This window comes from Microcoleus sp. PH2017_28_MFU_U_A (genome assembly GCF_020738035.1).
In the GTDB taxonomy this organism is placed as follows: Bacteria; Cyanobacteriota; Cyanobacteriia; order Cyanobacteriales; family Microcoleaceae; genus Microcoleus.
On sequence record NZ_JAEQCX010000037.1, the window covers coordinates 20,402 to 40,543 of the forward strand.

At 45.8% G+C, this 20,142-nt stretch carries 24 protein-coding genes; 10 read left to right on the plus strand and 14 right to left on the minus strand.

All coding sequences use genetic code 11. The annotated features are described in order from the left end of the window. Positions 1-33: 33 nt before the first annotated feature. Together JGK14_RS07385 and JGK14_RS07390 are read right to left on the minus strand one after the other, a co-directional pair. Positions 34-678 carry a tetratricopeptide repeat protein gene (locus JGK14_RS07385; RefSeq protein ID WP_293225846.1) on the minus strand — a complete coding sequence of 215 codons (645 nt, stop codon included), beginning with the start codon at positions 676-678 and terminating at the stop codon, positions 34-36. A gap of 115 nt (positions 679-793) precedes the next feature. Further along, positions 794-1,171 carry a hypothetical protein gene (locus JGK14_RS07390; RefSeq protein ID WP_293197138.1) on the minus strand — a complete coding sequence of 126 codons (378 nt, stop codon included), beginning with the start codon at positions 1,169-1,171 and terminating at the stop codon, positions 794-796. A gap of 197 nt (positions 1,172-1,368) precedes the next feature. Between JGK14_RS07390 and JGK14_RS07395 the strand changes: the two genes are divergently transcribed. The 4 genes from JGK14_RS07395 to JGK14_RS07410 all read left to right on the plus strand — a co-directional run bounded on the left by JGK14_RS07395 (position 1,369) and on the right by JGK14_RS07410 (position 3,821). Continuing rightward, complete coding sequence (locus JGK14_RS07395; RefSeq protein ID WP_325314909.1) at positions 1,369-2,619, plus strand: WD40 repeat domain-containing protein; 1,251 nt, start codon at positions 1,369-1,371, stop codon at positions 2,617-2,619. Between the two features lie 75 nt (positions 2,620-2,694). Further along, positions 2,695-2,907: a type II toxin-antitoxin system ParD family antitoxin gene (locus JGK14_RS07400; RefSeq protein WP_293191272.1), complete on the plus strand. Its 213-nt coding sequence runs from the start codon at positions 2,695-2,697 to the stop codon at positions 2,905-2,907. A gap of 228 nt (positions 2,908-3,135) precedes the next feature. After that, positions 3,136-3,459: a hypothetical protein gene (locus JGK14_RS07405; RefSeq protein WP_293191274.1), complete on the plus strand. Its 324-nt coding sequence runs from the start codon at positions 3,136-3,138 to the stop codon at positions 3,457-3,459. Beyond that, entirely contained in the window at positions 3,456-3,821 is a 366-nt protein-coding gene (locus JGK14_RS07410) for an aspartyl protease (protein ID WP_293191276.1), read from the plus strand. Before JGK14_RS07405 ends, JGK14_RS07410 begins: the two co-directional genes overlap by 4 nt. A 153-nt stretch (positions 3,822-3,974) precedes the next feature. Here JGK14_RS07410 and JGK14_RS07415 read toward each other — a convergent pair whose 3' ends face one another. Together JGK14_RS07415 and JGK14_RS07420 are read right to left on the minus strand one after the other, a co-directional pair. Continuing rightward, on the minus strand, positions 3,975-4,910 hold the full coding sequence (locus JGK14_RS07415) for an isoaspartyl peptidase/L-asparaginase (protein WP_293191278.1): 936 nt from the start codon (positions 4,908-4,910) through the stop codon (positions 3,975-3,977). A gap of 64 nt (positions 4,911-4,974) precedes the next feature. Further along, positions 4,975-5,130: a DUF2256 domain-containing protein gene (locus JGK14_RS07420; RefSeq protein WP_265237541.1), complete on the minus strand. Its 156-nt coding sequence runs from the start codon at positions 5,128-5,130 to the stop codon at positions 4,975-4,977. A gap of 241 nt (positions 5,131-5,371) precedes the next feature. On the opposite strand from JGK14_RS07420, the gene JGK14_RS07425 reads away from it, so the two are divergent. The 3 genes from JGK14_RS07425 to JGK14_RS07435 all read left to right on the plus strand — a co-directional run bounded on the left by JGK14_RS07425 (position 5,372) and on the right by JGK14_RS07435 (position 8,710). Continuing rightward, entirely contained in the window at positions 5,372-6,295 is a 924-nt protein-coding gene (locus JGK14_RS07425) for an RNA methyltransferase (protein WP_325314925.1), read from the plus strand. Positions 6,296-6,510: 215 nt separating this feature from the next. Further along, positions 6,511-8,130 carry a serine hydrolase gene (locus JGK14_RS07430; RefSeq protein WP_325314910.1) on the plus strand — a complete coding sequence of 540 codons (1,620 nt, stop codon included), beginning with the start codon at positions 6,511-6,513 and terminating at the stop codon, positions 8,128-8,130. Positions 8,131-8,308: 178 nt separating this feature from the next. Next, positions 8,309-8,710 (plus strand): hypothetical protein, encoded by a 402-nt coding sequence (locus JGK14_RS07435; protein ID WP_293197135.1) that lies wholly within the window; start codon positions 8,309-8,311, stop codon positions 8,708-8,710. Positions 8,711-9,012: 302 nt separating this feature from the next. Here JGK14_RS07435 and JGK14_RS07440 read toward each other — a convergent pair whose 3' ends face one another. The 6 genes from JGK14_RS07440 to JGK14_RS07465 all read right to left on the minus strand — a co-directional run bounded on the left by JGK14_RS07440 (position 9,013) and on the right by JGK14_RS07465 (position 13,445). Further along, positions 9,013-9,240: a hypothetical protein gene (locus JGK14_RS07440; protein WP_293181313.1), complete on the minus strand. Its 228-nt coding sequence runs from the start codon at positions 9,238-9,240 to the stop codon at positions 9,013-9,015. 258 nt (positions 9,241-9,498) lie between these two features. Next, positions 9,499-11,028 (minus strand): phosphomannomutase/phosphoglucomutase, encoded by a 1,530-nt coding sequence (locus tag JGK14_RS07445; protein ID WP_325314911.1) that lies wholly within the window; start codon positions 11,026-11,028, stop codon positions 9,499-9,501. A gap of 164 nt (positions 11,029-11,192) precedes the next feature. Further along, the gene (locus tag JGK14_RS07450; protein ID WP_293192269.1) at positions 11,193-11,534 is read right to left on the minus strand and encodes a XisI protein; all 342 of its coding nucleotides are present in this window, start codon (positions 11,532-11,534) and stop codon (positions 11,193-11,195) included. Next, on the minus strand, positions 11,522-11,938 hold the full coding sequence (locus JGK14_RS07455) for a XisH family protein (RefSeq protein ID WP_293277142.1): 417 nt from the start codon (positions 11,936-11,938) through the stop codon (positions 11,522-11,524). The genes JGK14_RS07450 and JGK14_RS07455 overlap by 13 nt, the downstream gene beginning before the upstream one ends. Before the next feature lie 208 nt (positions 11,939-12,146). Next, positions 12,147-12,320, minus strand: coding sequence for a hypothetical protein (locus JGK14_RS07460; protein WP_293181301.1), 174 nt, complete (start codon positions 12,318-12,320; stop codon positions 12,147-12,149). Between the two features lie 219 nt (positions 12,321-12,539). Further along, positions 12,540-13,445, minus strand: coding sequence for a D-hexose-6-phosphate mutarotase (locus tag JGK14_RS07465; protein ID WP_325314912.1), 906 nt, complete (start codon positions 13,443-13,445; stop codon positions 12,540-12,542). A 236-nt stretch (positions 13,446-13,681) separates the two neighbouring features. Here JGK14_RS07465 and JGK14_RS07470 point away from each other — a divergent pair, with 236 nt between their 5' ends. Continuing rightward, on the plus strand, positions 13,682-14,059 hold the full coding sequence (locus tag JGK14_RS07470; protein ID WP_325314913.1) for a hypothetical protein: 378 nt from the start codon (positions 13,682-13,684) through the stop codon (positions 14,057-14,059). A 268-nt stretch (positions 14,060-14,327) separates the two neighbouring features. Here JGK14_RS07470 and obgE read toward each other — a convergent pair whose 3' ends face one another. The 3 genes from obgE to JGK14_RS07485 all read right to left on the minus strand — a co-directional run bounded on the left by obgE (position 14,328) and on the right by JGK14_RS07485 (position 18,360). Next, a complete protein-coding gene (gene obgE / locus JGK14_RS07475; protein ID WP_325314914.1) occupies positions 14,328-15,368 on the minus strand; it encodes a GTPase ObgE in 1,041 nt (346 codons plus the stop codon). A gap of 377 nt (positions 15,369-15,745) precedes the next feature. Further along, positions 15,746-16,621, minus strand: coding sequence for a Mo-dependent nitrogenase C-terminal domain-containing protein (locus JGK14_RS07480; RefSeq protein WP_293181289.1), 876 nt, complete (start codon positions 16,619-16,621; stop codon positions 15,746-15,748). A 665-nt stretch (positions 16,622-17,286) separates the two neighbouring features. Further along, positions 17,287-18,360 carry a class I SAM-dependent methyltransferase gene (locus JGK14_RS07485; RefSeq protein WP_293181286.1) on the minus strand — a complete coding sequence of 358 codons (1,074 nt, stop codon included), beginning with the start codon at positions 18,358-18,360 and terminating at the stop codon, positions 17,287-17,289. 254 nt (positions 18,361-18,614) lie between these two features. Between JGK14_RS07485 and JGK14_RS07490 the strand changes: the two genes are divergently transcribed. Continuing rightward, positions 18,615-18,842, plus strand: coding sequence for a hypothetical protein (locus JGK14_RS07490; protein ID WP_293317424.1), 228 nt, complete (start codon positions 18,615-18,617; stop codon positions 18,840-18,842). A gap of 2 nt (positions 18,843-18,844) precedes the next feature. Here JGK14_RS07490 and JGK14_RS07495 read toward each other — a convergent pair whose 3' ends face one another. Continuing rightward, positions 18,845-19,156 carry a 30S ribosomal protein PSRP-3 gene (locus JGK14_RS07495; protein WP_293181450.1) on the minus strand — a complete coding sequence of 104 codons (312 nt, stop codon included), beginning with the start codon at positions 19,154-19,156 and terminating at the stop codon, positions 18,845-18,847. Between the two features lie 177 nt (positions 19,157-19,333). Between JGK14_RS07495 and JGK14_RS07500 the strand changes: the two genes are divergently transcribed. Continuing rightward, on the plus strand, positions 19,334-20,122 hold the full coding sequence (locus JGK14_RS07500; protein WP_293211253.1) for a TIGR01548 family HAD-type hydrolase: 789 nt from the start codon (positions 19,334-19,336) through the stop codon (positions 20,120-20,122). The last annotated feature ends 20 nt before the right edge of the window (positions 20,123-20,142 follow it).

A 20,142-nucleotide genomic window follows, 5' to 3' on the forward strand; every position in this document is an offset into this window, starting at 1 on the left:
GTTGAGTTAATGTTAAGTGAATGTTGATGTGGATTATTTGCTATTTGATTGGGCGATCGCGTTTTTGGTATTGTCAACAGCCTTGACAGCATAAGTATTGCCCGGGCGTACCTGCAAAGCTCTGTTAAAGTTGATTAAAGCTGTTTGATAGTCTCCCTGTCCGTAGTAGGCATAACCGAGCTTCATCGATTGTTTGAAGTCATATTGTTGACCGCCAACGGTACCAAAGCTAGGCTCAGGAATAGGTGCTGGCGAAAGTTGAGGGGATGACTCGGAACTAGGAGATTTCTCGGAAGCAGGAGATTGCTCTTGACTTGGCGATGAAGAAGTGCTGAAATCTGAAGGAAAAGAAGAGGGCGATTGCTCGCTAGATCCTTGGTTTACGGTTATGGTTCCCGACTGAGCCAATTTTGTAAACTCTGCGCCATAACTTACCACAGTAATAATGCCTCCTAATAAAAACATTGGCCATGCAGCTAGTTGAATCAAAAGTGTTTTTCTGATTTTTTTATTGCTCCATTTTTTAATATAAAAAATTAAGGAAGCAAATGGAATAAACCAGTAAAGTAATCCCCAAACTACTTCTTCTTGGAAAGCTTGAACTAATCCCCAGATATAGCCAACAGTAGCTAAAATAAAACCCAGACTAAAAAATAAGGCGATCGCAATTTCAGACATTTTCTATTTCTCCTTTTGATGTATAGTTGTTTTCCAAATCGATTGCTTCAAGTAAGTCAGATGGTTGAGCAGCAACAAGCACAGAATTAGGCTCGGCGCTAGGTGCTGCGGAAACTTAAGGAGATGGTTTGGGTTTGGGAGCAGGCGATAGCTTAGGTGATGGAGAAGTATTGGAATCCGAAGGAAAAGCAGAGGGCGATTGCTCGTTAGAACCCCGATCTACATTAGGTGAGGGTGCGGGTGCAAAAATTGCTGTAGTAATGCTTCCCAATACAATCATGAACCATCCAGCACATTGAATTAAAAAAGTTTTTCTAATTTTGAGATTACCCCATTTTTTGGCATAAAAAACGAATCCAGCAAATGGGACAACCAGGTAAAGCACACCCCAAACAACCTCCTCTTGGAAAGCTTGAACCAATCCCCAGATAGAACCAACTAAACTTAAAACTAAACCTAGAGCAAAAAATAAGCCGATCGCAATTCCAGACATTTTCTATTTCTCCGCTTGATGTATAGTTGTTTTGCAAACTGTAAAGGTAAGGATTGAAACGCATTTTCAACCCGAAACTCTTTTGGCTGTTTGCTGTGTTAAAAATAGATTAGTGGTGAATCCAGTCCGATCGCGCACAGCGAATGTTAGGATTTTGGTTAGGAATTTGACTAGGAACTCGATCGCGACTGCCACAAATGACACCCTCAAACCTCGATCGACCCGAAGAACCTTTTACACGGGCTACCTACGACTGGGACATCGAAAAGCTCTACAGCGACTTAGCCAATGCCAAACTAGAATTCGCCCCCCACACCCGAAGAGGGCTGACACCCGTGGAAAAAAGGCACTTGTGCGGCTTGCTGTGCGGTTACAGCCCCGCCGAGATGGCGGTACTTCTTAACAAACAAATCAAGGGTGTAGAGGTTGACTTATCCAAAACCTTGTACCGATACATAGAAATATTGACAAATCGACCCCGAAATGCGCTCAAAAATTGGAGGGATGCGATCGACTGGCTGGTAATAGCCGGGTATAAAAAACAACCGAAAACCTCATCCGGCGCAGTCTTAAAAGCCACTCTCCACCATTCAGACAGCATTCTCTCGGCTGCGATCAGTCCCGACGGACAATTACTAGCAACCGGTTCCCACGACAGTACAGTGAAAGTTTGGAGTTTGCACAGCGGGGAACTGCTGCGGACTATTTGCGGACATTCAACCGCCGTGTTGCTAGTTGCTTTCAGCCCCGCTAGCAAAACGCTGCTGACGCGATCGCGCGCGGGTACAGTCAAACTGTGGAACCTGCAAAATGGAGAACAGATGAAGCGTTTAGCAGACGTACACCGCCACGAATCTGTCGCTGTGAGTCCCGACTGGCAAATTTTGGCGATCGGCACCACCTGCGGCACTGTCAAGCTGCAACACCTCAACAGCGGCCAACTGCTGCAAGTTTTGAAAGGCTATCAAGGAGATGACATAAGTGCGATCGCCCTGAGTCCCAACGGCAAAATGTTAATAGCCAGCGGGCTGAATGCAACCAGCGGTTTCTGTCGCGCTACCGTGACTTTGTGGGAATTACCGGGGGGAGAAGTGCGGCGAACATTTGGTAGCGAAAATTATGTAGCAATTACTCCAGACAGCCAAATTCTAGTCTGTCATGCCAACAAAACGATCGCCCTGTGGGATTTGGAAACAGGCGAATTATTGCATTCGGTGCAAACCGGAATTCGCATCACTTCCGCCGCTGCCATTAGCCCCGACGGGAAATACTTTGCTGTGGGCTGTTTTGACGGTACTGTTAGGCTTTGGAATTTGTGTGGCGAATTGCTGCACGCTTTGGAGGGACATTCGGGCCCGGTGTCGGCGGTGGCGATCGGGCAGTTGGGCGACACTCTCGTCAGCGGTAGCGATAATGGTACAGTTAAACTTTGGCAGTTGCGAATTTAAGATCGTTGAGGTGAATGGTGATGATTAAATTATTATAGTATAATTGATTTAAGGTTTTTTAGAGGGGCCCAGACAATGAACGTTACCCTAAAACCCGAACAAGAAAATTACGTGCGATCGCAATTACAAGCTGGCAACTATGACAGCGTTCAAGAACTAATTAGCGAAGCATTACCACTGCTAGAAGAAAGAAATCGCGCATTGAAACAGCAGCGTCTGGCAGCACTCAGACAAAAAATTGCTAGCGGTACTGAGCAAATTGCTCAAGGAAAAGTGACGGTGAAGTAGTTTGGGAGCATCTCAGTTTTGCATTTACAGTGCTGTCCCCGCTCGCGTGCTTTTATACGCTTTGCTGTGCGGGGACAGCACTGTGAAGAAAAAATGCTTCTTGCAAAACTGAGATGCTCCCAGTAGTTTTTGCCAGATTGCAGGAAAAAATTCGCTTAATTTCTGAGTCTGGAGCCGGAATGAGTCGGCGATCTTTGCTAAACTAGATTCAGAGCTAATACAAAAACTATGATAACAGCACCTGCCGGATGGAAACCCCGCCACATCTCTGACAAATACAAAAAAACTCCGATTTCTCCCGAAGAGAAAGCAAAACAAAAAGCTGAAAGCCAAGTGCGGTGGCAGCGCTGTCGCCCGATTTTTGAACGAGTCCGCGACGAACTCATGGCGACTCACTACAATTGGTACGTTGTTATCGATCCTGATAGTGGCGAATATTTTGTTGAGAAAGATCAACTCGTCGCTTTTGGGAAGCTGTTAACAAATTCTCCCCAAAAACTAATGGTTGTTCGGCGCTTGAATGAGACCGGAGTTTGTGGCAGTATTTTATGATTCAAGGAAAGTTTGATGAAGAGACAAATCAACTATTTTTTGAAATAAGTTTGGTAGCGGCTGATGGGGAAGTCATATTTGCGGATGCGCTTCTAGATACGGGATTCAGCGGTTGGTTGGCGATAAACAGCCAAGATTTAGATTTTAATTGGCTGCTTGTAGATGATGAATACCCCATGAAGACTGCACGAGGAGAAGGTACTTTTAATATTTATATCGGCACTGTGCAAATTGACGGTCAAGAATTTAATATTCCTGTGGTAGCAGGAGATGAGATACCAGAAATTATCATCGGGATGGAATGGCTGAAAACTAAACGGTTAGTGGTAGATTTGGCGGCGGGAATCCTGACTTTGGGGTGAAGTTTTTGGCTCGTTACGGGATAGCTACCGTTCGTTTTAATATCAAGTCCGAATCGGAACGAGGCTACCGGACATGATATTAAACTAACGCCGATCGAGATTCCCGACAACTCCTGCGAAGTCGGGAATCTAAACCACCGCTTCTATGCAAATTTAAGCAACAAAAACTAACGTTCCCTTGTTTGTTTCCAAAGTATCGCCCATTTCCGTACCGTTGTGAAAAGCACCGAGAATGATCTCGCTAGTTTTGCCGATCGCGATCGCACCATTAGCATCAATCCCGATCGCACCAAAATCCCGTTTGCGATCGTCAGCTTCCGCAAAAGAACGCTCAAAAGCAGCTTTCAAACTCAAACCATCCGTTACCCGAATCACAATTCGCGCCGCCAAACACTCATCCATGATGTGCTCGCCGATACCCGTACAGCTAACCGCCGCATTGCCCGTCGCATAATTTCCCGCAGGCATTGCGGAGTCGCTAACCCGCCCGATGCGCTCAAAACCCTTGCCGCCAGTCGAAGTTCCAGCAGCCAAGCGTCCCTGAGTATCCAAAGCTACAACGCCGATGGTGCCAACACCCGCAGGTTCCGCGACCACATTAGCCATTGCTCTGTTAAAATTGCCTTGGCGTTCCTGCATCCACTCGTGCAACCGCAAATCCGTCATCGGATCGTAAATCGGTAAGTGAAGTTCTCGCAGCAATTCCGCCGCACCGTAATCAGATAATACGCGATCGTCCGAAGTCTGCAAAAATTGAGCAAGTTCGATCGGATTTTGAACCCGAGCCACATTAATTGTGCCACTGAAACGCTGCGCCAAACCGTCCATCAGCGAAGCACTCATCCGAATTTGCCCGTCCGACTGTACCACAGAACCCGTACCCGCATTAAATCGCGGGTCATCTTCCAACAACCGACAGCCCTGCACTACTGCATCTACGGCACTTGCGCCATTTTTCAGCAGCGGATACACTGCCTCCAAAACATCGTAAAGCGACTTCCGCACCGCTTCAATTCCGCCCTTGCTTTGCAGACAACTACCGGCACCGCCGTGAATAACTAGCTTTGGTTGCACCTGTTGCGATGCCATACTTCTAACCGTGAAATTTTTCCTTTGCAATCTTAGCCTCAGTTTGGCAAATGGCAAGACATTCTTAATTTTCTGTGCTATTACGGCGGCGGCGACAGCGATCCGAGCAGTATTTCACCTCATCCCAGCAGTCGGCCCATTTTTTGCGCCAAGTAAAAGGTCGATCGCACACCGGACACATCTTAGTCGGTAAATCGGACTTCAATCGTTGCTTTGCCATGCTAATTTTGACAGTAGGTAAATTAACTATAGTCTTTCTTAATTATTTGAGGGAATGGGGAATCGGGAATCGGGAATCGGGAATCGGGAATCGGGAATCGGGAATCGGGAATCGGGAATGGTTACTGGTTACTTGTTACTTGTTAGTGATTTTTCTAATAGCCAATGCCCAATTACCAATTACCAATTACCAATTACCAATTACCAATTACCAATTACCAATTACCAATTACCAATTACCAATGCCCCATGCCAACATCCGAATCGTCTTAGTCGAACCCGCAGGGCCCTTAAATGTGGGATCTGTAGCCCGCGTGATGAAAAATATGGGTTTGCACCAATTAATTTTGGTGAATCCCCAGTGCGATTATTTAGGGGAAGAAGCCCGGTTGATGGCTGTGCGCGCCGCCGACATACTGGAAACGGCTAAAGTAGTTGAGAGTTTGCCGGCTGCTTTGGTAGGATGTGTCAGGGCGATCGCAACGACAGGAGATGATGGTCGATCGCACCCAATGCCGCTAGAATCACCAGCAGATGCTTTACCTTGGTTATTAGAAGCCCCCAGCGCCCTAATTTTTGGTCGAGAAGATTGTGGATTGACTAACGCCGAATTAAACCGCGCCCAGCGCTTGATTCGGATTCCCAGCAGCGATGCTTACACTTCCTTAAATCTCGCTCAAGCTGTAGCTATTTGCTGCTATGAATTGTATCGGGACGAAGATTTCCGAAGGAAGAGGGAAGAAGGAAGAGGGAAGAAGGAAGAGGGAAGTTCGGCAACAGATTCTGTAACGGATGTAACGGATACAAGGAATCAGGAAGAGGGAATATTTTCCCAATCCCCCCCTCTCCCCCTCTCCCAATCCCCCCCTCTCCCAATCCCCCCCTCTCCCCCTCTCCCCAACAGTGCTCCCTTGGAACAGTTGGAGGGATACTACCAGCAACTAGAAGGGCTGCTGCTGAAAATTGGATATTTGCAGCCGCACACAGCAGCAAGTCGGATGGAAAAATTTCGGCGTTTGTACAACAGGGCTTATCCGACAGTGGATGAAGTCGCCATGCTGCGGGGCGCGATTCGTCAAACAGAATGGGGATTGAAAAGTTATCCGCGATCGCCAGTTTCTGATACTCTGGATGGGGCGTTGCCGGAAAATCCAACGGATAGCTAGGTGTCGTGGTATTAGAAACCGGGTTTCTTGCCGGGAAATTAACTTAAAGCGTAGGTTTTTAGTCAAGAAACCCGGTTTCTTGGGTGACAATTGGGTGCAGGGGTGCGTGTGGAGTAAATCTAAAATCTAAAATCTAAAATCTAAAATCTAAAATCGATTGGCTGTTAAGCTAAAAAATCTTAAACTTGAAATTTACAGTGCAGAAGGAGTAAGACGTGGCAGAGCGGTTTCCCAAACGATCGATATTATCAGTGATGTCCTCGATAGCCTCTGCCAACTCCGGCCCGCAGCCGCCTCAATCCGGCACAGCAAGCGAGTCTGGCAAATCCGGCCGCCGTCGCCCTCCCCAACAGCCAAACAGCAATTCCGAAATTCCCACATCAGAAACTGCGACTTTCTCACCACAACCAAGCCGCAGCAAGAGAAGTAGAGCCAATTCTCCCGCACCTACCTCCGAAGAATTGAGCGCGCAGGACTTTTTGTCCAATCCCCAATCAGCAATTAATCCCAGAAAACCCAGAAGCAGCAAAACCACCAAAATTGGGGAGGCGAAGAGTCGCCAACCTCGCAAAAAAGGCCTCGCTGCTGTCGATATGTTCGCTTTTCCTGAACCGACTTCCCCTGTCAGCACTCGGGCCAGCAATCCCATCAGCGAACCCGAAACGACAACTCCTCCCCCAGCCCGTAAAAGTCGAGCCAGCGCACCACCAGAGAGCATTCCAGACCCGGTAACAGCCCCCAAGGTCAAAAAAGCCCCCGTGCCGAAACCGCGCCCGCAAGCGAATCAGAGACCGGGCAAACGCTCTGCAACTGGGAACGTGCCGCCGTTGGTATATGCTACTCGGTTGCTGATTTTGGGAGTTGGGATGGCGGTGATTTGCGGTACGCTGCTGTCAGTGGTGAATGCTGTGAGTCGATCGGGCGTAGCGACACAGGAAACCCCCGCAGGCCAGAAAAACCCAGCCGATAGCGCAGTTGCTGCACCAGCCACCCCAGAAGCATTGCAATTGAATCAAGAAATAGCAGCTTTGAAAACAGAAGTTCAGGTGATAGCAACGGAAAATGCCACTTTGACAGCGGGAATATTTCTAGTTGATTTAGATACAGGAAGCTATGTAAATTTTAACGGCGATGCTCCTTTTGCTTCAGCGAGCACGATAAAAGTGCCAATTTTAGTAGCTTTTTTCCAAGCAGTAGATGAAGGCAAAATCCAGTTAGATCAAGTGCTGACGCTGAAACCGGAACACATTGTCGGCGGTTCTGGGGATATGCAAGACGACGCACCGGGTGAAAAATATTCGGCTTTGGAAGTTGCGAAAAAGATGATTGTTGTCAGCGACAATACCGCGACAAATATGATGGTTGAGTTGCTGGGAGGTGCGGAGGTTTTAAATCAGCAATTTGCCAACTGGGGATTGAGGGCGACGGTGCTGCACAATAAGTTGCCAGATTTGGAGGGAACGAATACTAGCAGCCCGAAGGATTTGATAAATATTATAGCTCAAGTCGATCGCGGAAATTTGGTTTCTGTCAAATCGCGCGATCGTATTTTGCAAATCATGCGGCAAACTAAAAACGATTCTTTGCTACCGAGAGGCTTGGGCGAAGGAGCAGTGATTGCTCACAAAACCGGCAACATTAATACAATGCTAGCCGATGCGGGGATGGTAGATTTGCCAAACGGCAAGCGTTATTTAGTAGCGGTGATGGTGAAGCATCCGCCGGAAACCGAGAAGCCAGCTCAAACATTGATTCGGGATATTTCTAAGATGAGTTACCGCTATTTAAACGACGGGGAAACACCCGCCGAGTCCAAAGTGAAAATTAAAAATTAATTGATTCACCCTAAAATATGTTTAAGGAAAACCGGGCGAAGGTCATTCGCGTCTACACAAACAAAACCCGCCTCCGCGGGTTGAAGAAAATCGGGCGAATGGAATTCGCCGTCTTCTCTATTCCGGGCCAGTTAGCGCAAGTCCCGTAGAGTTTACAAACTATAAATGAGTTTGTATTATGAAACTAACCACCCGACTTGCTTGTTTGCTAGCACTCTCAACCTTAGCCGTGGGAGTCTCCCCCGCCTTCAGCAATCCCCTTCGCTCTTCTCAAAGTGAATTCACGGATATTACAGTTATTTCCAATAACATTGAACTGAATCGAGCCAAAAATTTAGCCCGTCAAGCAGCAGAGAATGCTAACGGCGGTTTGGGCGAATATCGAGCCGAAGCATCGATGCACGGCGCATCAGCCGAATCGCCTTTTGTTGACAATGGTGATGGTACTTGGACATTTACTTTTCAAGGTTACAAACCCGGTTCGTCTGTCTATACGGTAGAGACAGTTGTGACTGTTTCCCAACATGGCAGAATCACAGTTAATTACAACGGACGCATTCGTAGCTCAAGCCGATTTTAGAAACACCAGGACTCTTCTAGGTATGTAGTTGCGCTTTAGCGCTCTTTCATCCTAATATAAGAAAGAGCGCTGAAGCGCAACAACGTACCTTTTTGATTTGAGGTATGTTGTTGCGCTTTAGCGCTCTTGATTTGAGGTATGTTGTTGCGCTTTAGCGCTCTTTTATCCTAATATAAGAAAGAGCGCTGAAGCGCAACTACGTACCTTTTTGATTTGAGGTATGTTGTTGCGCTTTAGCGCTCTTTCATCCTAATCTATGAAAGAGCGCTGAAGCGCAACTACGTACCTTTTTGATTTGAGATTTACAGAGATTCAAAAGTGGCAGTAAAACCCTCTAAAGTCAAGCATTCTTCCATAAAATCCTCTACATCATTGACATTTTCCAGTTTATATTCCATGATGCGTTCACCGTCGCCTTTCATCTTTTTGGAAGAAAGAGGCGTAGCCGGATATTTGTCAGCAATGACTTTGAAAGCTTTGGAATTGAGAGTCCAGCTTTCCGCAGAACATTTAATGATTAAAAGCCACATGATAAAATCCCTCCTTGGGTTTGGTTTATTAATAGAAAACTCGGCGGTTGAAACCGCGTCTATACAAACTTGCACGTGCCTCCGCAGGTTGAAGAATTGACGGTGAAAATTGCGTTATTTTCTTCAGTTATTTTCTTCAGTCCGCGGAGGCGGACTTTGCTTGTGTAGACGCGGTTTCAACCGCCGTCTTCTTTATCTTTCTGGCGGTTTCAACCGCCGTCTTCTTTATCTTTCTGGCGGTTTCAACCGCCGTCTTCTTTATCTACTCGATAGTGCCGACAAATCAAGAGATTCTGTTGTTTGGAAAAAAGCTAAAAGGCGATCGACTATTTGAGCAACACCACCCTTAACATTCGACTCAACATTCAAAGGCATCACCGGATCGTGCAGTGACAAGCGTAGCAGAAACCAGCCCGATTCGCTAGCTGACGTGCAGGAAACTCGCAAACCTTCGTAATTATTGGGTACAATTCCCCAGTCGGCTTGGGTTGAGACAAATTCTTGCAGTTTCTCAATTACCAAATTTCCCTGAGCTTTGAAATCATCCACACCAATTTTAATCCGAAACTCTGCACTTTCTTCAGGTTCTTGTAAATTCGCAATTAAATCCGGCAAAGATTGATTAGCTAATTTGGATTTAGCCAACTCAATCAATAATTTGCTCACCAAGTAAGCGCCATCATCCAGAAAGTAATTTTCCTTCAAAGCGCCATGTCCAGAAGTTTCAATCGCCAGCCACGATTCCTGTCCCGCTGCATTGAGGCGAATCGACTCGTCAATCACATTTTTGTAACCGCGTTTAAAGCGATGGTGAATTCCTTTTAAATCCTGTTCGATGAATTGCGTTAAACCATCGGATGTGATAGAATCCGTAACGACGGTAGAGCCTGGGTGCTCTTGTAGGACGATCGCCGAAATCAACGCGATTAACCGATTGCGATTCAGTTCCTTGCCAAATTGATCCACAGCCGCACTGCGATCGACATCCGTATCAAAAATAATCCCAAAATCAGCTTGATTGGCAATTACCGCTTGACAAATTGACTGCATTGCCTGTTTATCTTCGGGATTCGGCACGTGATTCGGGAATGTACCATCCGGTTCTAAAAATTGACTGCCGGTAGTGTCAGCACCTAAAGGCTTTAAGACTTTATCCACATAAAATCCGCCCGCACCATTCCCCGCATCCACAACAATTTTCAAGCCTGTCAGCGGCTGCTCAAAATTATCGGGATGATTGACTGATTCCCTAATCTTTTCGACAAATTGGTTGCCATAAACTGAGATAAAATCATGCTTGGTAATAGTACCGAAAACGGCAGCTTTTTTAAACTCATTGGTTTCGGCAAATGTTAAGATATCGGTAATATCTTTTTTTTGTAATCCACCCTTAGCGGTGAAAAACTTTAAGCCGTTGCGATTAAAAGGTAAATGGCTAGCAGTCAGCATAATCGCGCCGTCGCACTCAAAACCTGGAGTGATTGTACTCATAAACATGGCGGGAGTTGATGCCATTTCAAAATCATATACTGTACAACCAACTGAGGCGATACCATCCATGACTGCTTGCATTAAAGTTGGCCCGGATAGGCGACTGTCACGCCCGATCGCAATTATCAACTTTTCCGCAGGTTTATGGACTTTTCGCACCAACCAACTGACAAAGGATTGACCTAAAATTGTCGCAATTTCGGGAGTGAGGTTAACTTTTTCATCGGGAACCCCTTCGAGGGCGATACCGCGAATATCTGAGCCATTTTGGAGTTTTTTCCAGTTATAGTTTTGCATAATCATTGATGGTAAGTATAGCAGTTGACAGTTGACAGTTGACAGTTGACAGTGAATTTTTTTGATGGAGATTCAAACCCTACCCTCAAACAATCCATATTATAGGTGAGGGAGTTAAACCCGCTTTCGATCCAATTATCAATTGCCCATTGTTAAAAGCCTTGTCAAACTGTATCACTTTCTTGACTGTCTAGGATAGCTGCAAGATGTTTGCGAATTGTGGGTGAGCGAAATCCCAAAATGATATCTTTGTTACAGACACCGCGCTGAATTAGCTCTTGATCGATGAAGACTTCGGTGCTATTTTGCTGAATCCAAACTTGGCCCTCGATGATATCTAAGTGCATGGCGCAACCATATATGCGATATTCATCGCGCCAACTATGATGTATCACCAAATAGCGATCGCGTGAATGGTCAAAAATTAACTGAGCTTGGGTGTCGTCTTTGGCGAAGTCTTCGAGAAATTGACAAACAATTTGGCGATACTCATTTATTCTATCCATTGTTCAATAGCCTCACTATTTGGATTATAAACAATTAACCGAACCTGATACCGCTCAATGACAGTTTTTGCTGGTTCAAAACGTAAAAAGGTTTGATAAGCATCTTTGGGTACTGCTAGATACAAAATACGCCCTGGTTCATCAGAAACTTCTATGGCAATTCGGTAGTTTAGAAATTGACCAAGAGCCGTATGAAATGCTGAAATGTTAGAGCCACTAATAAAGCTTTTTACTTCTACTGCGATTTGACTGCCTTCTTTTTCGGCTGCGATCGCTGATTCGGCAGCTAAGTCAATGTAGATATCAGCTATACCATAGCGCAGTTGATAAGGATCGTGGGTGATTTGCCAACCTTCTTTTTGAAGAGCGATTTTGACGGTGTTATGAAATATGTCTTTTGCCATAGTAATTAATGATTATCGTTGAGAAATTGTATAAACTCTTTGAAGTCTTGATTCAGTATTTTTGTATTTCCATTGGTGATAACTATGACGAATTTCTTCTAATGCCTTAAGTCTGGCTTGATAAGATTGAGTTTGCCAATAAGAAAAATCACTTTTTTGTTCTTTGAGGTTTATTTTACGACAAAGAATGGTCTTTTATTTGTATCCATTATGTAGATTTAAATTGATTAATTTGATAGATTTCTTGAGCATCTTCCAAGGAATATTCAATTTCATCATCTTCGTAGAAAAGTTGCGTTAATGAATAGTCTTGCCACTCGGTACTTTGCCACTCAGTATATTCGGATATTATATCAAATTCATTGGTATTAGAATTATTCATCTCTCTCTTTTCTGACTCTGTGTTCTCTGCGCTCTCTGCGGTTAAATCATTCCGATCCAAGCTTAAACGATATTAGCTGTTGATTTTTCCATAACTTATCTTGATATCTCATTATAGCAATATCTCTGAGGGTAAGACTTAGGCATTACGGTGACAGAGTTTTTCAATCCAACTCTGGGAATTTTAGCCCCATCACCGCTGAGATTAAGCTCTCAATCCTTAATCATGCTCAACGCTGTAAACTGCCGCTAAGCGGAACTCGCCTTTCGCGGGGACTTCGACAATATCCGTCGCCGCATTGGTCGTTTCCACGCAGATTAAACGCTGATAATCGCTATCATCAAGGTCGGCCATGCTTGCAGAAATTTTCACCCAGGGATTCCACACAACGGCGGATTTACTGCCAGATGATTTAATCCGAATCCGACGATTGAGGGCGGTATCGTCTATGACGAATTCGTTGGTGACATCGAGATAAATTCGATCGACCTCACCGACAGCTACGACTGCACCTACTTGAGTTTTTTCGACTCCACCGTCAACTTTATCAAGATATTGGCTGTTTTCTAAACCCAACACCTGCACGCGGTTGATGTCTCCGACTAGGAAATAGGTGTGGAAGGCTTGGGTGAGGGGAAATGCTTTGTCGCCGAGATTGCGGGTGATTAATTCTACTGTGAGAGTGGTGCCGATCGTAATTGCGATCGCCAGTTCAAAAGCTTGGGGCCAAATTGCTCTAGTTTCCTCGGTATCCTTGAGGCCTAGGGTGACTTGGGTGGCGCCGTCAGGAGTTGTACCGGTGTTGACGACATTCCAGAGGCGATTGCGGACAAATCCGTGGGCTGGGCGGCCCAAGCCTTCGGGATCTGGGCCAAACCAGGGCCAACAGATGGGTACACCGCCTTTGATGGCTTTCCCTTCGGCGTAGTAGGCTTTGTCGCTGAGGAACATCAAGTCTGCGGTTTCGGTGGCTGGTTGGAAGGAGAGCACTTGGCCGGAATACACAGATATCAAGGCTTTGGCTTGGCCGTTGTCGATGTGAATCATCGGGAAACCGCCGTTTCCGCTGGCGAAGGTGAGGTGGCCGGCGATGCTGTAGTCTGTGTTTAGTTGGTCAATACTCATGCTGGTGGCGGAGGTTAATTGCTTCCCAATTATCCGATATTATGGTTGCTGCGATTGTTTGTATTGTTGAGTTTGAGTGGAATGTGCGATCGGCTAATGTTGGTTGTATTCTGGTGTTGGGAGGACATTAAGAAGATTTGAGAGTTAACAAGGTTTGTTGAATTTTTATCCTGGTTGCAATTTCACTGTCTGAATTTTGAACGAATACCGCATTTTTGTATCTGGAGCGCCCAACTATGAAACTTAAGTTATCTTTATTTTATAAAACATTTTTAGTGGCTAATTTGCTACTAGGTTCGACAATAGCTTTCTGTACCAATACTCAAGCCCAGACGAGAAATTCTGGTGAAAATTATAGCTCCAAATGCAGTTTTTACGGACAGAATCAAACGCAGGCTCAAACAATAGGCTGTTCGATCAAGCAGAGTCCCAACCAAATTATAATTGACTGGAATGATGGATTAAAAACTATTCTAGTTTCCTCTAATGGTGGTTGGAAATCAATGCCTTCTGAAGCGAAAGCCGAAGTCAGATTTTATTCTGGGACTGGGCGAGTCGCTCACGTTGAAATTTTCTCGGGCCCAGGTAAGGGAATTATTGTTGTCAAGCCATAATCGCGTTCATTTAGTTAAGAAACCCGGTTTCTGGGAATTATGCAAAGATTAAGAAACCGGGTTTCTCAGATAACCTAGGTTGGTGGCCAGAGATTTCGGAAGAAACCCGGTTTCTGGGAATTATGCAAAGATTAATACAACTGGTTTCTGATATCAATTGCCAAAAATAATGCAAAATCCCCGATCGGGAATTTTGGTTTTTTTGCTGTTTTTGATTGTGTCAATCTTCACAGATAACGGTTTCAATCCCTATGTCAGGAAATAAGGGCTACAAGACTCCCACTGCTAACAGCGCCTCCGCTTCAACCTCATTCATCTCATCGAGTTTCAGCCAAACTTGGTGCATCAACTCATCCAACCCAACTCGACTCACAGCCGAAATCATCAACACCGGAGCACCGCTGATTTCCTGCAATCGCGCGATCGCATTTCCAATTTCCTCATCCTCAAGATCGATCGCATCTACCTTATTAAAAGCCAAAATCTGCGGCCGATCGCCCAAACCTCGCCCGTAAGCTTTCAATTCTTCTTGAATTGTGATGTAATCGGCGATCGGATCTTCATCGGTAATATCCACCAAATGCAGCAACAACCGAGTCCGTTCAATGTGCCGCAAAAACTCATAACCCAAACCCGCGCCCTCGTGAGCCCCAGCAATTAATCCTGGAATATCAGCAAAAACAGTACCGTCGCCGGTTGGTTTTTTGACTACGCCCAAATTCGGGATTAAAGTTGTAAACGGATAATCTGCAATCTTCGGACGCGCCGCCGACAAAGCAGAAATTAGCGTCGATTTGCCAGCATTCGGCAAACCAATAATTCCAACTTCAGCTAACAGCTTCAATTCCAAGCGCAAAAACTTGTGTTCTCCTTCTTTTCCCGGTAACGCATAATCTGGAGCGCGGTTAGAATTTGTCAGAAAACACTTATTTCCTAAACCGCCTTTACCACCTTTGGCAACACAAAAAGTCTGTCCTGGCGTCACCAAATCTGCTAAAATTGCCTGAGTTTCCGCATCGTAAACTACTGTACCGCAGGGAACTTCGATCGTGCGATCGGCTCCTGAAGCACCAGTCATATTCTTCGGCGCGCCCTTCTTCCCGTTTTCGCCTTTAAAAATCCGGTTGTACTGGAAATCCAGCAGCGTTTGCAGGCTTTCCACCGCCACCATAAACACAGAACCGCCCCGCCCGCCGGTGCCGCCGCTTGGCCCGCCCGCCGGTATATACTTTTCTCTGCGAAAAGCTACCATACCGTCGCCGCCTTTGCCGGCTGCGACTTGAACATCTGCGCGATCGATAAATTGCATAATTTAATCAATAATTATTGGTCAATAGTCAGTAGTCAGTAGTCATTAGTCAGTAGTCATTAGTTATGATACCAGATCCAAGTAAAATGTTTATCTTTTGGTGTGAATTACACATCCTACTCCCGAGTAGGGAGTAGGATGTGTTTTACTTTTGTATGTAGTGCTGTCCCCGTTCTAGTGCTTATATAATCACGCGAGCAGGGACAGCACTCAAAGAAAAAATGCTTTTTACAAAACAGAAATTCACCATCCTACTCAACTAATTAGGAGTCATTGGTTCATAGCATACAGTCATTAATCGAAAATCTCACAAAATTGACCAATTACCAATTACCAATTCCCCATTCCCCATTCCCAATGCCCAATGCCCAATTCCCCTAACAATATGACGATACATCTTCCTTGCAATCATCTGCCAAATAGCAGAGAGCTCGAAAGCGCATCCCCACCAATTGTTCGTACAGCGGGTTAAGCTTGCACATCGGTGGAATGTGGACGATTTTGCGGCCGAATAATACGACATCTCGCTCAAACGGACACTGCGGTGGAATCATTTTGCAGACAAAACGTGCCACTCTCGGATCGTGAACTTCCCAGCCGTCAAGCCAGTCTTTCACGGGTGTCAGGACATTTTTCTGCTGAGGTTGAGGCCGCCCAGAAAGCGGTGTTGCTGCATAATCAACGGCTGTTTGGCTGCTTGATTCCTGCGGCTGCGCGCTGCTATCTTCGATCGTGTGTCGCAGAGATTCGATCGCCTCCACGTTATGACCCAAAGCTGTGCAAAACTTGTAAAGTACCTCGTCTTCGCTCAGAGAGTAAGTACCGTCTGCTAAGGCTACCATGACTGCTGTTCTCAAAAAATTCTCCCCGTTGGCGGTACCTGTCCCGAATACAGCAGCTAGTTCCTCTGCGGTAATCGGTTCAAAACCGGTCTCAAAAGATACCGGATTTAGTTCATCCTGAGTCAGGCTAGCAATCATTTTTTGCTCGTTTTCGTCAAAGTTGCCGTCAGCCCAAGCAATTGTCAGCAATCCCCGCAGCCAAGCGGCAATCTCTCCATCGGTGCAGTTAGATTTTGCGTTACTCATCAGCGTTTCCAGTTGGATGATATACCAGTCTAGTTGTTGGTTTGGAGCGGGATAACTATTCCCCTCTAAATAATTTTTACTGGTTTTTTGCTCGATCGATCTTTTTGTGAAAGGTTTGTGCCCGAAGATTGCTCCAAACGCTTGTAGTGGACGTGTTAAAAGCATATTTGTGTCTCAGGAGCTTCGCCAATTAGCGAGCTAATCTATGGTTTAATCCTCTTCCCCTAAAGTGTCGTCTATCTGGAGGAATAGGTTTTGTTGATTCATTGTTAAGTATAGTTGCACCGATTTTAGATAGCGTATCGAATTTTACGTAATTTCAACGCCAGATCGACCCAATTTATCGCAAGCAATCACAGGTTTGCCAAGATAGGATCTAATCAGCAACCGGGTTTCTCACCCACGGGCGATTTTACTTCGCTATGTTTACATTTTAATATATATATTTGTAAATTTTTGTGTGTCGGCTCCGTAACATTTGACAATAAGTCGGCTTTATGCTGTGAAAATAAAAAGACTTGATGGAACTATCACGCTATCTCAAAGGTTTTGATTGCTGGGGCAGCTTATAAATCAGTCCAAGACGGAACAATCACAATAAAAAAAGGTACGTAGTTGCGCTTCAGCGCTCCGAAGGTACGTAGTTGCGCTTCAGCGCTCCGAAGGTACGTAGTTGCGCTTCAGCGCTCCGGGTGCATCTGGGTTTTGCAGAAATACCAAGACGGAACAATCAAAATTAAATCAAGGTACGTTGTTGCAATGAAAGCGCTCTTTCCTAAGATTATAAAGAGCGCTCAAGCGCAACAACGTACCTCAGATCGAAAATAGTATTAGCTGCGACGGCACAAAATCCAGCGCAATTCCATGGGCGGCCGTCCATTTGCCATCGGGAAGACATCTCTACCTGTGGCCCAACTCGGGAACCAAGGCGTTGGCGGCCAGGCTTCTTTTGGCAGGTGGTGGCGTTCGTATTCCCACACCAATTCGTCGGATATTTGGACTAAGGGTAAGCCTTCCATGGCGGCGGCGAGCTCTTGGGGCGTGAATAAAGTAGACCAGGAAAGTTGTGCAACTTGTCGCACGAGGGCGTCTGGCTGGTAGTCGCCGACGGTTAAGAATGTGCTAAATAGCAACACGCCTCCGGGACAGAGGAAATCGCACATTTTCGCCAGGAAAAGCCGTACTTGATCGATGTCTCGAAAATGTGAGATGACTTCGGCGGCAACTGCAAGTTGGTAGCGGGCTGGTTTCATCCGCATTAAGGGATCGAGCACGTCGCCTTCTGTTACTGTGACGGGAAGGTTTTCGGCGGTGGCGGCTGTTTGCAATTGTTCTGCAAAAGCTGGGGTTAGCTCGATCGCATCTACAGAATAGCCCAATCTTGCCAGCGGTAAGGTATTGCGCCCGGTACCGGCCCCCACGTCTAAGATGCGGATGCGATCGGGATTTCCCAATTTAGCAGCCGTTGCCATCAATTTTGCATCGGGATGGGAACCAAATAGAGGCGGTTCTCTGGTGTCAACCCAGCTTTTATATTGTTCTCCTACTGTTGAAGTAGTGACAATTACTTTGCAAGCTAAACCGGTTTGTGGCGGCTGCACTGATTCGTATTGCAGAATCATCATCGATGCTGTTGAAGTGCGGTAGCCCTGTTCTAATTTAGTCGCTAAAAGCTTTCTGAGTTCCTCTTTACGGTCTTCTGGCAGGGGTCTGTCGAGGGTGCTAAATAGCTTTTCGATTGACTTGAGATAGTGGTTTACCATTCCCGGTACGCAGGGGAAAACTAATTCTCCGCGTGCGGTGACGCGAGTGTTAATTTTGTAGAGGATGGCTTGCTGGAGAATGTCGGGATTGACTACCAGCGGCATTTGTTCGGTTTGGTCGATCGTGCTTTCGGCGCCCATAAGTTCCGGGAAGAAGTCAGTTGACAGTTGACAGTTGACAGTTGACAGTTGACAGTTGCCAGTTGTCAGTTGTTAGTTGTCAGTTGTTAGTAAAAAACAATAGTATCTTGTAGATACGATATTTTTGCCCTTATCTACTTAGAGCTTTGTTTTGGATAAATCTTAAATCTCTCATCTCAAATCTACCAAGCCCAAAACCCGATTATGTCTGAAAATTCGAGTTAATATAGCGCTTCTTAAGTTAGTGCACTCAAGTGATTACTAATTACCAATTACCCATTACCAATTACCAATTACCCATTACCCATTACCTGACATACCTCACCGCCCTTGAAAAGGGCAATATCTCGATCGGCTGTAGCGCATTTAAAGTGTATTTTTCAGGACGAGGTGGAAAAAGCAAATCCTCTCGCCTTCTCCCCCTCTCTCGTTCTCCTGTTAGCCATCACAGGCAATTTATCTGGGTAGCAACTGAAAGCTAGGCTTAGTTGCTGCCGGTAAAAGTCACTTCAGGGAACTTTGACTGAGCTTCAGTCATCGGGCGCCGTCTGCCTTCTTCTTGCCAGTAGTTGATTACTTCTGTAGCTTGGTTGAGGACTTCGACGCGATCGTTGTCAGCAATCCAGTGTTTGGCTTCGAGTTCGTTTTTGAGTTCTTCCCACGCATCCTTGCGCGGCCAGAAAAAATAAGCTGTCAGCGGGCTAGTTCCTTTACCGACAACTTGGTCAACGGCGAGGGCAACATTCTCTTCTAGCCAGAGAACTTTTAAGATGAACTTGGACAAGCAAACCTCCAGGGTTCCGATCGAACTTATTAAAAATTTCTACAATCGCTAAGCGTAGCACATTCTGTTCAATAATGGCTCATCGGCGATTAAAAGTTTTGTCGAAGGGCTGGGTTTCCCGCTGCTTAGGGGCCCGAAACCAATAAAATTTGTGCACTCACTCGCCCCAGCTACAGGGATAATTAAGTTATGAGCAGATTTATTTTAGTTTTTGACATTGATGGTGTGGTGCGGGATGTGTCCGGTTCCTATCGAAGGGCGATCGCAGATGCGGTAGAACATTTCACGGCTGGTGCTTTTCGCCCGAATTCGATCGATATCGACTCTCTGAAGTCTGAGGGTGTGTGGAATAATGACTGGGAAGCGTCTTTGGAGTTAGTTTGCCGTTATTTTGATGGAATTGGGCGATCGCGAAATCAACTCGATTTCAAATATGACGAATTAGTCGCTTTTTTCCAAAGTCGCTATCGCGGGAATGACGATAAAAATTGGACTGGTTACATTTGTGACGAACCGCTGCTGTTAAATCCAGCTTACCTGGAAAATCTAACAATTGGAGGCGTTGCTTGGGGATTTTTTAGTGGCGCGATGCACGATGAAGCAGCTTATGTTTTGGAAGGGAAACTCGGCTTAAATTCCCCCGTGTTAGTCGCGATGGAAGATGCACCGGGAAAACCAGATCCGACTGGACTTTTCTCGACAATTGAACAGTTGGAAAATCGGCACGGTTTAGAAAGCAATTTGCCCGTGATTTACGCCGGAGATACGGTTGCCGATATTTACACCGTGGTGAAGGCGCGGGAATTGCAACCGAATCGGATTTGGCTGGGTGCAGGAATTTTGCCACCTCACGTTTTGGATGATTCTGCTCGCTGTGAAGCCTATGCTGCGGCGCTGAAAAAAGCTGGTGCTGCGGCGATTTTTAGGAATATCGAGGAGTTGAATGCTGCACGAATTGGAGAATTATACGGCGGTTGAAACCGCGTCGGTACATTGGA

Excerpts from the sequence above, each read along its gene's own strand:
- JGK14_RS07385 (WP_293225846.1), bottom strand. The coding sequence starts at position 678 with ATGTCTGAAATTGCGATCGCCTTATTTTTTAGTCTGGGTTTTATTTTA.
- JGK14_RS07390 (WP_293197138.1), bottom strand. The coding sequence starts at position 1,171 with ATGTCTGGAATTGCGATCGGCTTATTTTTTGCTCTAGGTTTAGTTTTA.
- JGK14_RS07395 (WP_325314909.1), top strand. The coding sequence starts at position 1,369 with ATGACACCCTCAAACCTCGATCGACCCGAAGAACCTTTTACACGGGCT.
- JGK14_RS07400 (WP_293191272.1), top strand. The coding sequence starts at position 2,695 with ATGAACGTTACCCTAAAACCCGAACAAGAAAATTACGTGCGATCGCAA.
- JGK14_RS07405 (WP_293191274.1), top strand. The coding sequence starts at position 3,136 with ATGATAACAGCACCTGCCGGATGGAAACCCCGCCACATCTCTGACAAA.
- JGK14_RS07410 (WP_293191276.1), top strand. The coding sequence starts at position 3,456 with ATGATTCAAGGAAAGTTTGATGAAGAGACAAATCAACTATTTTTTGAA.
- JGK14_RS07415 (WP_293191278.1), bottom strand. The coding sequence starts at position 4,910 with ATGGCATCGCAACAGGTGCAACCAAAGCTAGTTATTCACGGCGGTGCC.
- JGK14_RS07420 (WP_265237541.1), bottom strand. The coding sequence starts at position 5,130 with ATGGCAAAGCAACGATTGAAGTCCGATTTACCGACTAAGATGTGTCCG.
- JGK14_RS07425 (WP_325314925.1), top strand. The coding sequence starts at position 5,372 with ATGCCCCATGCCAACATCCGAATCGTCTTAGTCGAACCCGCAGGGCCC.
- JGK14_RS07435 (WP_293197135.1), top strand. The coding sequence starts at position 8,309 with ATGAAACTAACCACCCGACTTGCTTGTTTGCTAGCACTCTCAACCTTA.
- JGK14_RS07440 (WP_293181313.1), bottom strand. The coding sequence starts at position 9,240 with ATGTGGCTTTTAATCATTAAATGTTCTGCGGAAAGCTGGACTCTCAAT.
- JGK14_RS07445 (WP_325314911.1), bottom strand. The coding sequence starts at position 11,028 with ATGCAAAACTATAACTGGAAAAAACTCCAAAATGGCTCAGATATTCGC.
- JGK14_RS07450 (WP_293192269.1), bottom strand. The coding sequence starts at position 11,534 with ATGGATAGAATAAATGAGTATCGCCAAATTGTTTGTCAATTTCTCGAA.
- JGK14_RS07455 (WP_293277142.1), bottom strand. The coding sequence starts at position 11,938 with ATGGCAAAAGACATATTTCATAACACCGTCAAAATCGCTCTTCAAAAA.
- JGK14_RS07460 (WP_293181301.1), bottom strand. The coding sequence starts at position 12,320 with ATGAATAATTCTAATACCAATGAATTTGATATAATATCCGAATATACT.
- JGK14_RS07465 (WP_325314912.1), bottom strand. The coding sequence starts at position 13,445 with ATGAGTATTGACCAACTAAACACAGACTACAGCATCGCCGGCCACCTC.
- JGK14_RS07470 (WP_325314913.1), top strand. The coding sequence starts at position 13,682 with ATGAAACTTAAGTTATCTTTATTTTATAAAACATTTTTAGTGGCTAAT.
- obgE (WP_325314914.1), bottom strand. The coding sequence starts at position 15,368 with ATGCAATTTATCGATCGCGCAGATGTTCAAGTCGCAGCCGGCAAAGGC.
- JGK14_RS07480 (WP_293181289.1), bottom strand. The coding sequence starts at position 16,621 with ATGCTTTTAACACGTCCACTACAAGCGTTTGGAGCAATCTTCGGGCAC.
- JGK14_RS07485 (WP_293181286.1), bottom strand. The coding sequence starts at position 18,360 with ATGGGCGCCGAAAGCACGATCGACCAAACCGAACAAATGCCGCTGGTA.
- JGK14_RS07500 (WP_293211253.1), top strand. The coding sequence starts at position 19,334 with ATGAGCAGATTTATTTTAGTTTTTGACATTGATGGTGTGGTGCGGGAT.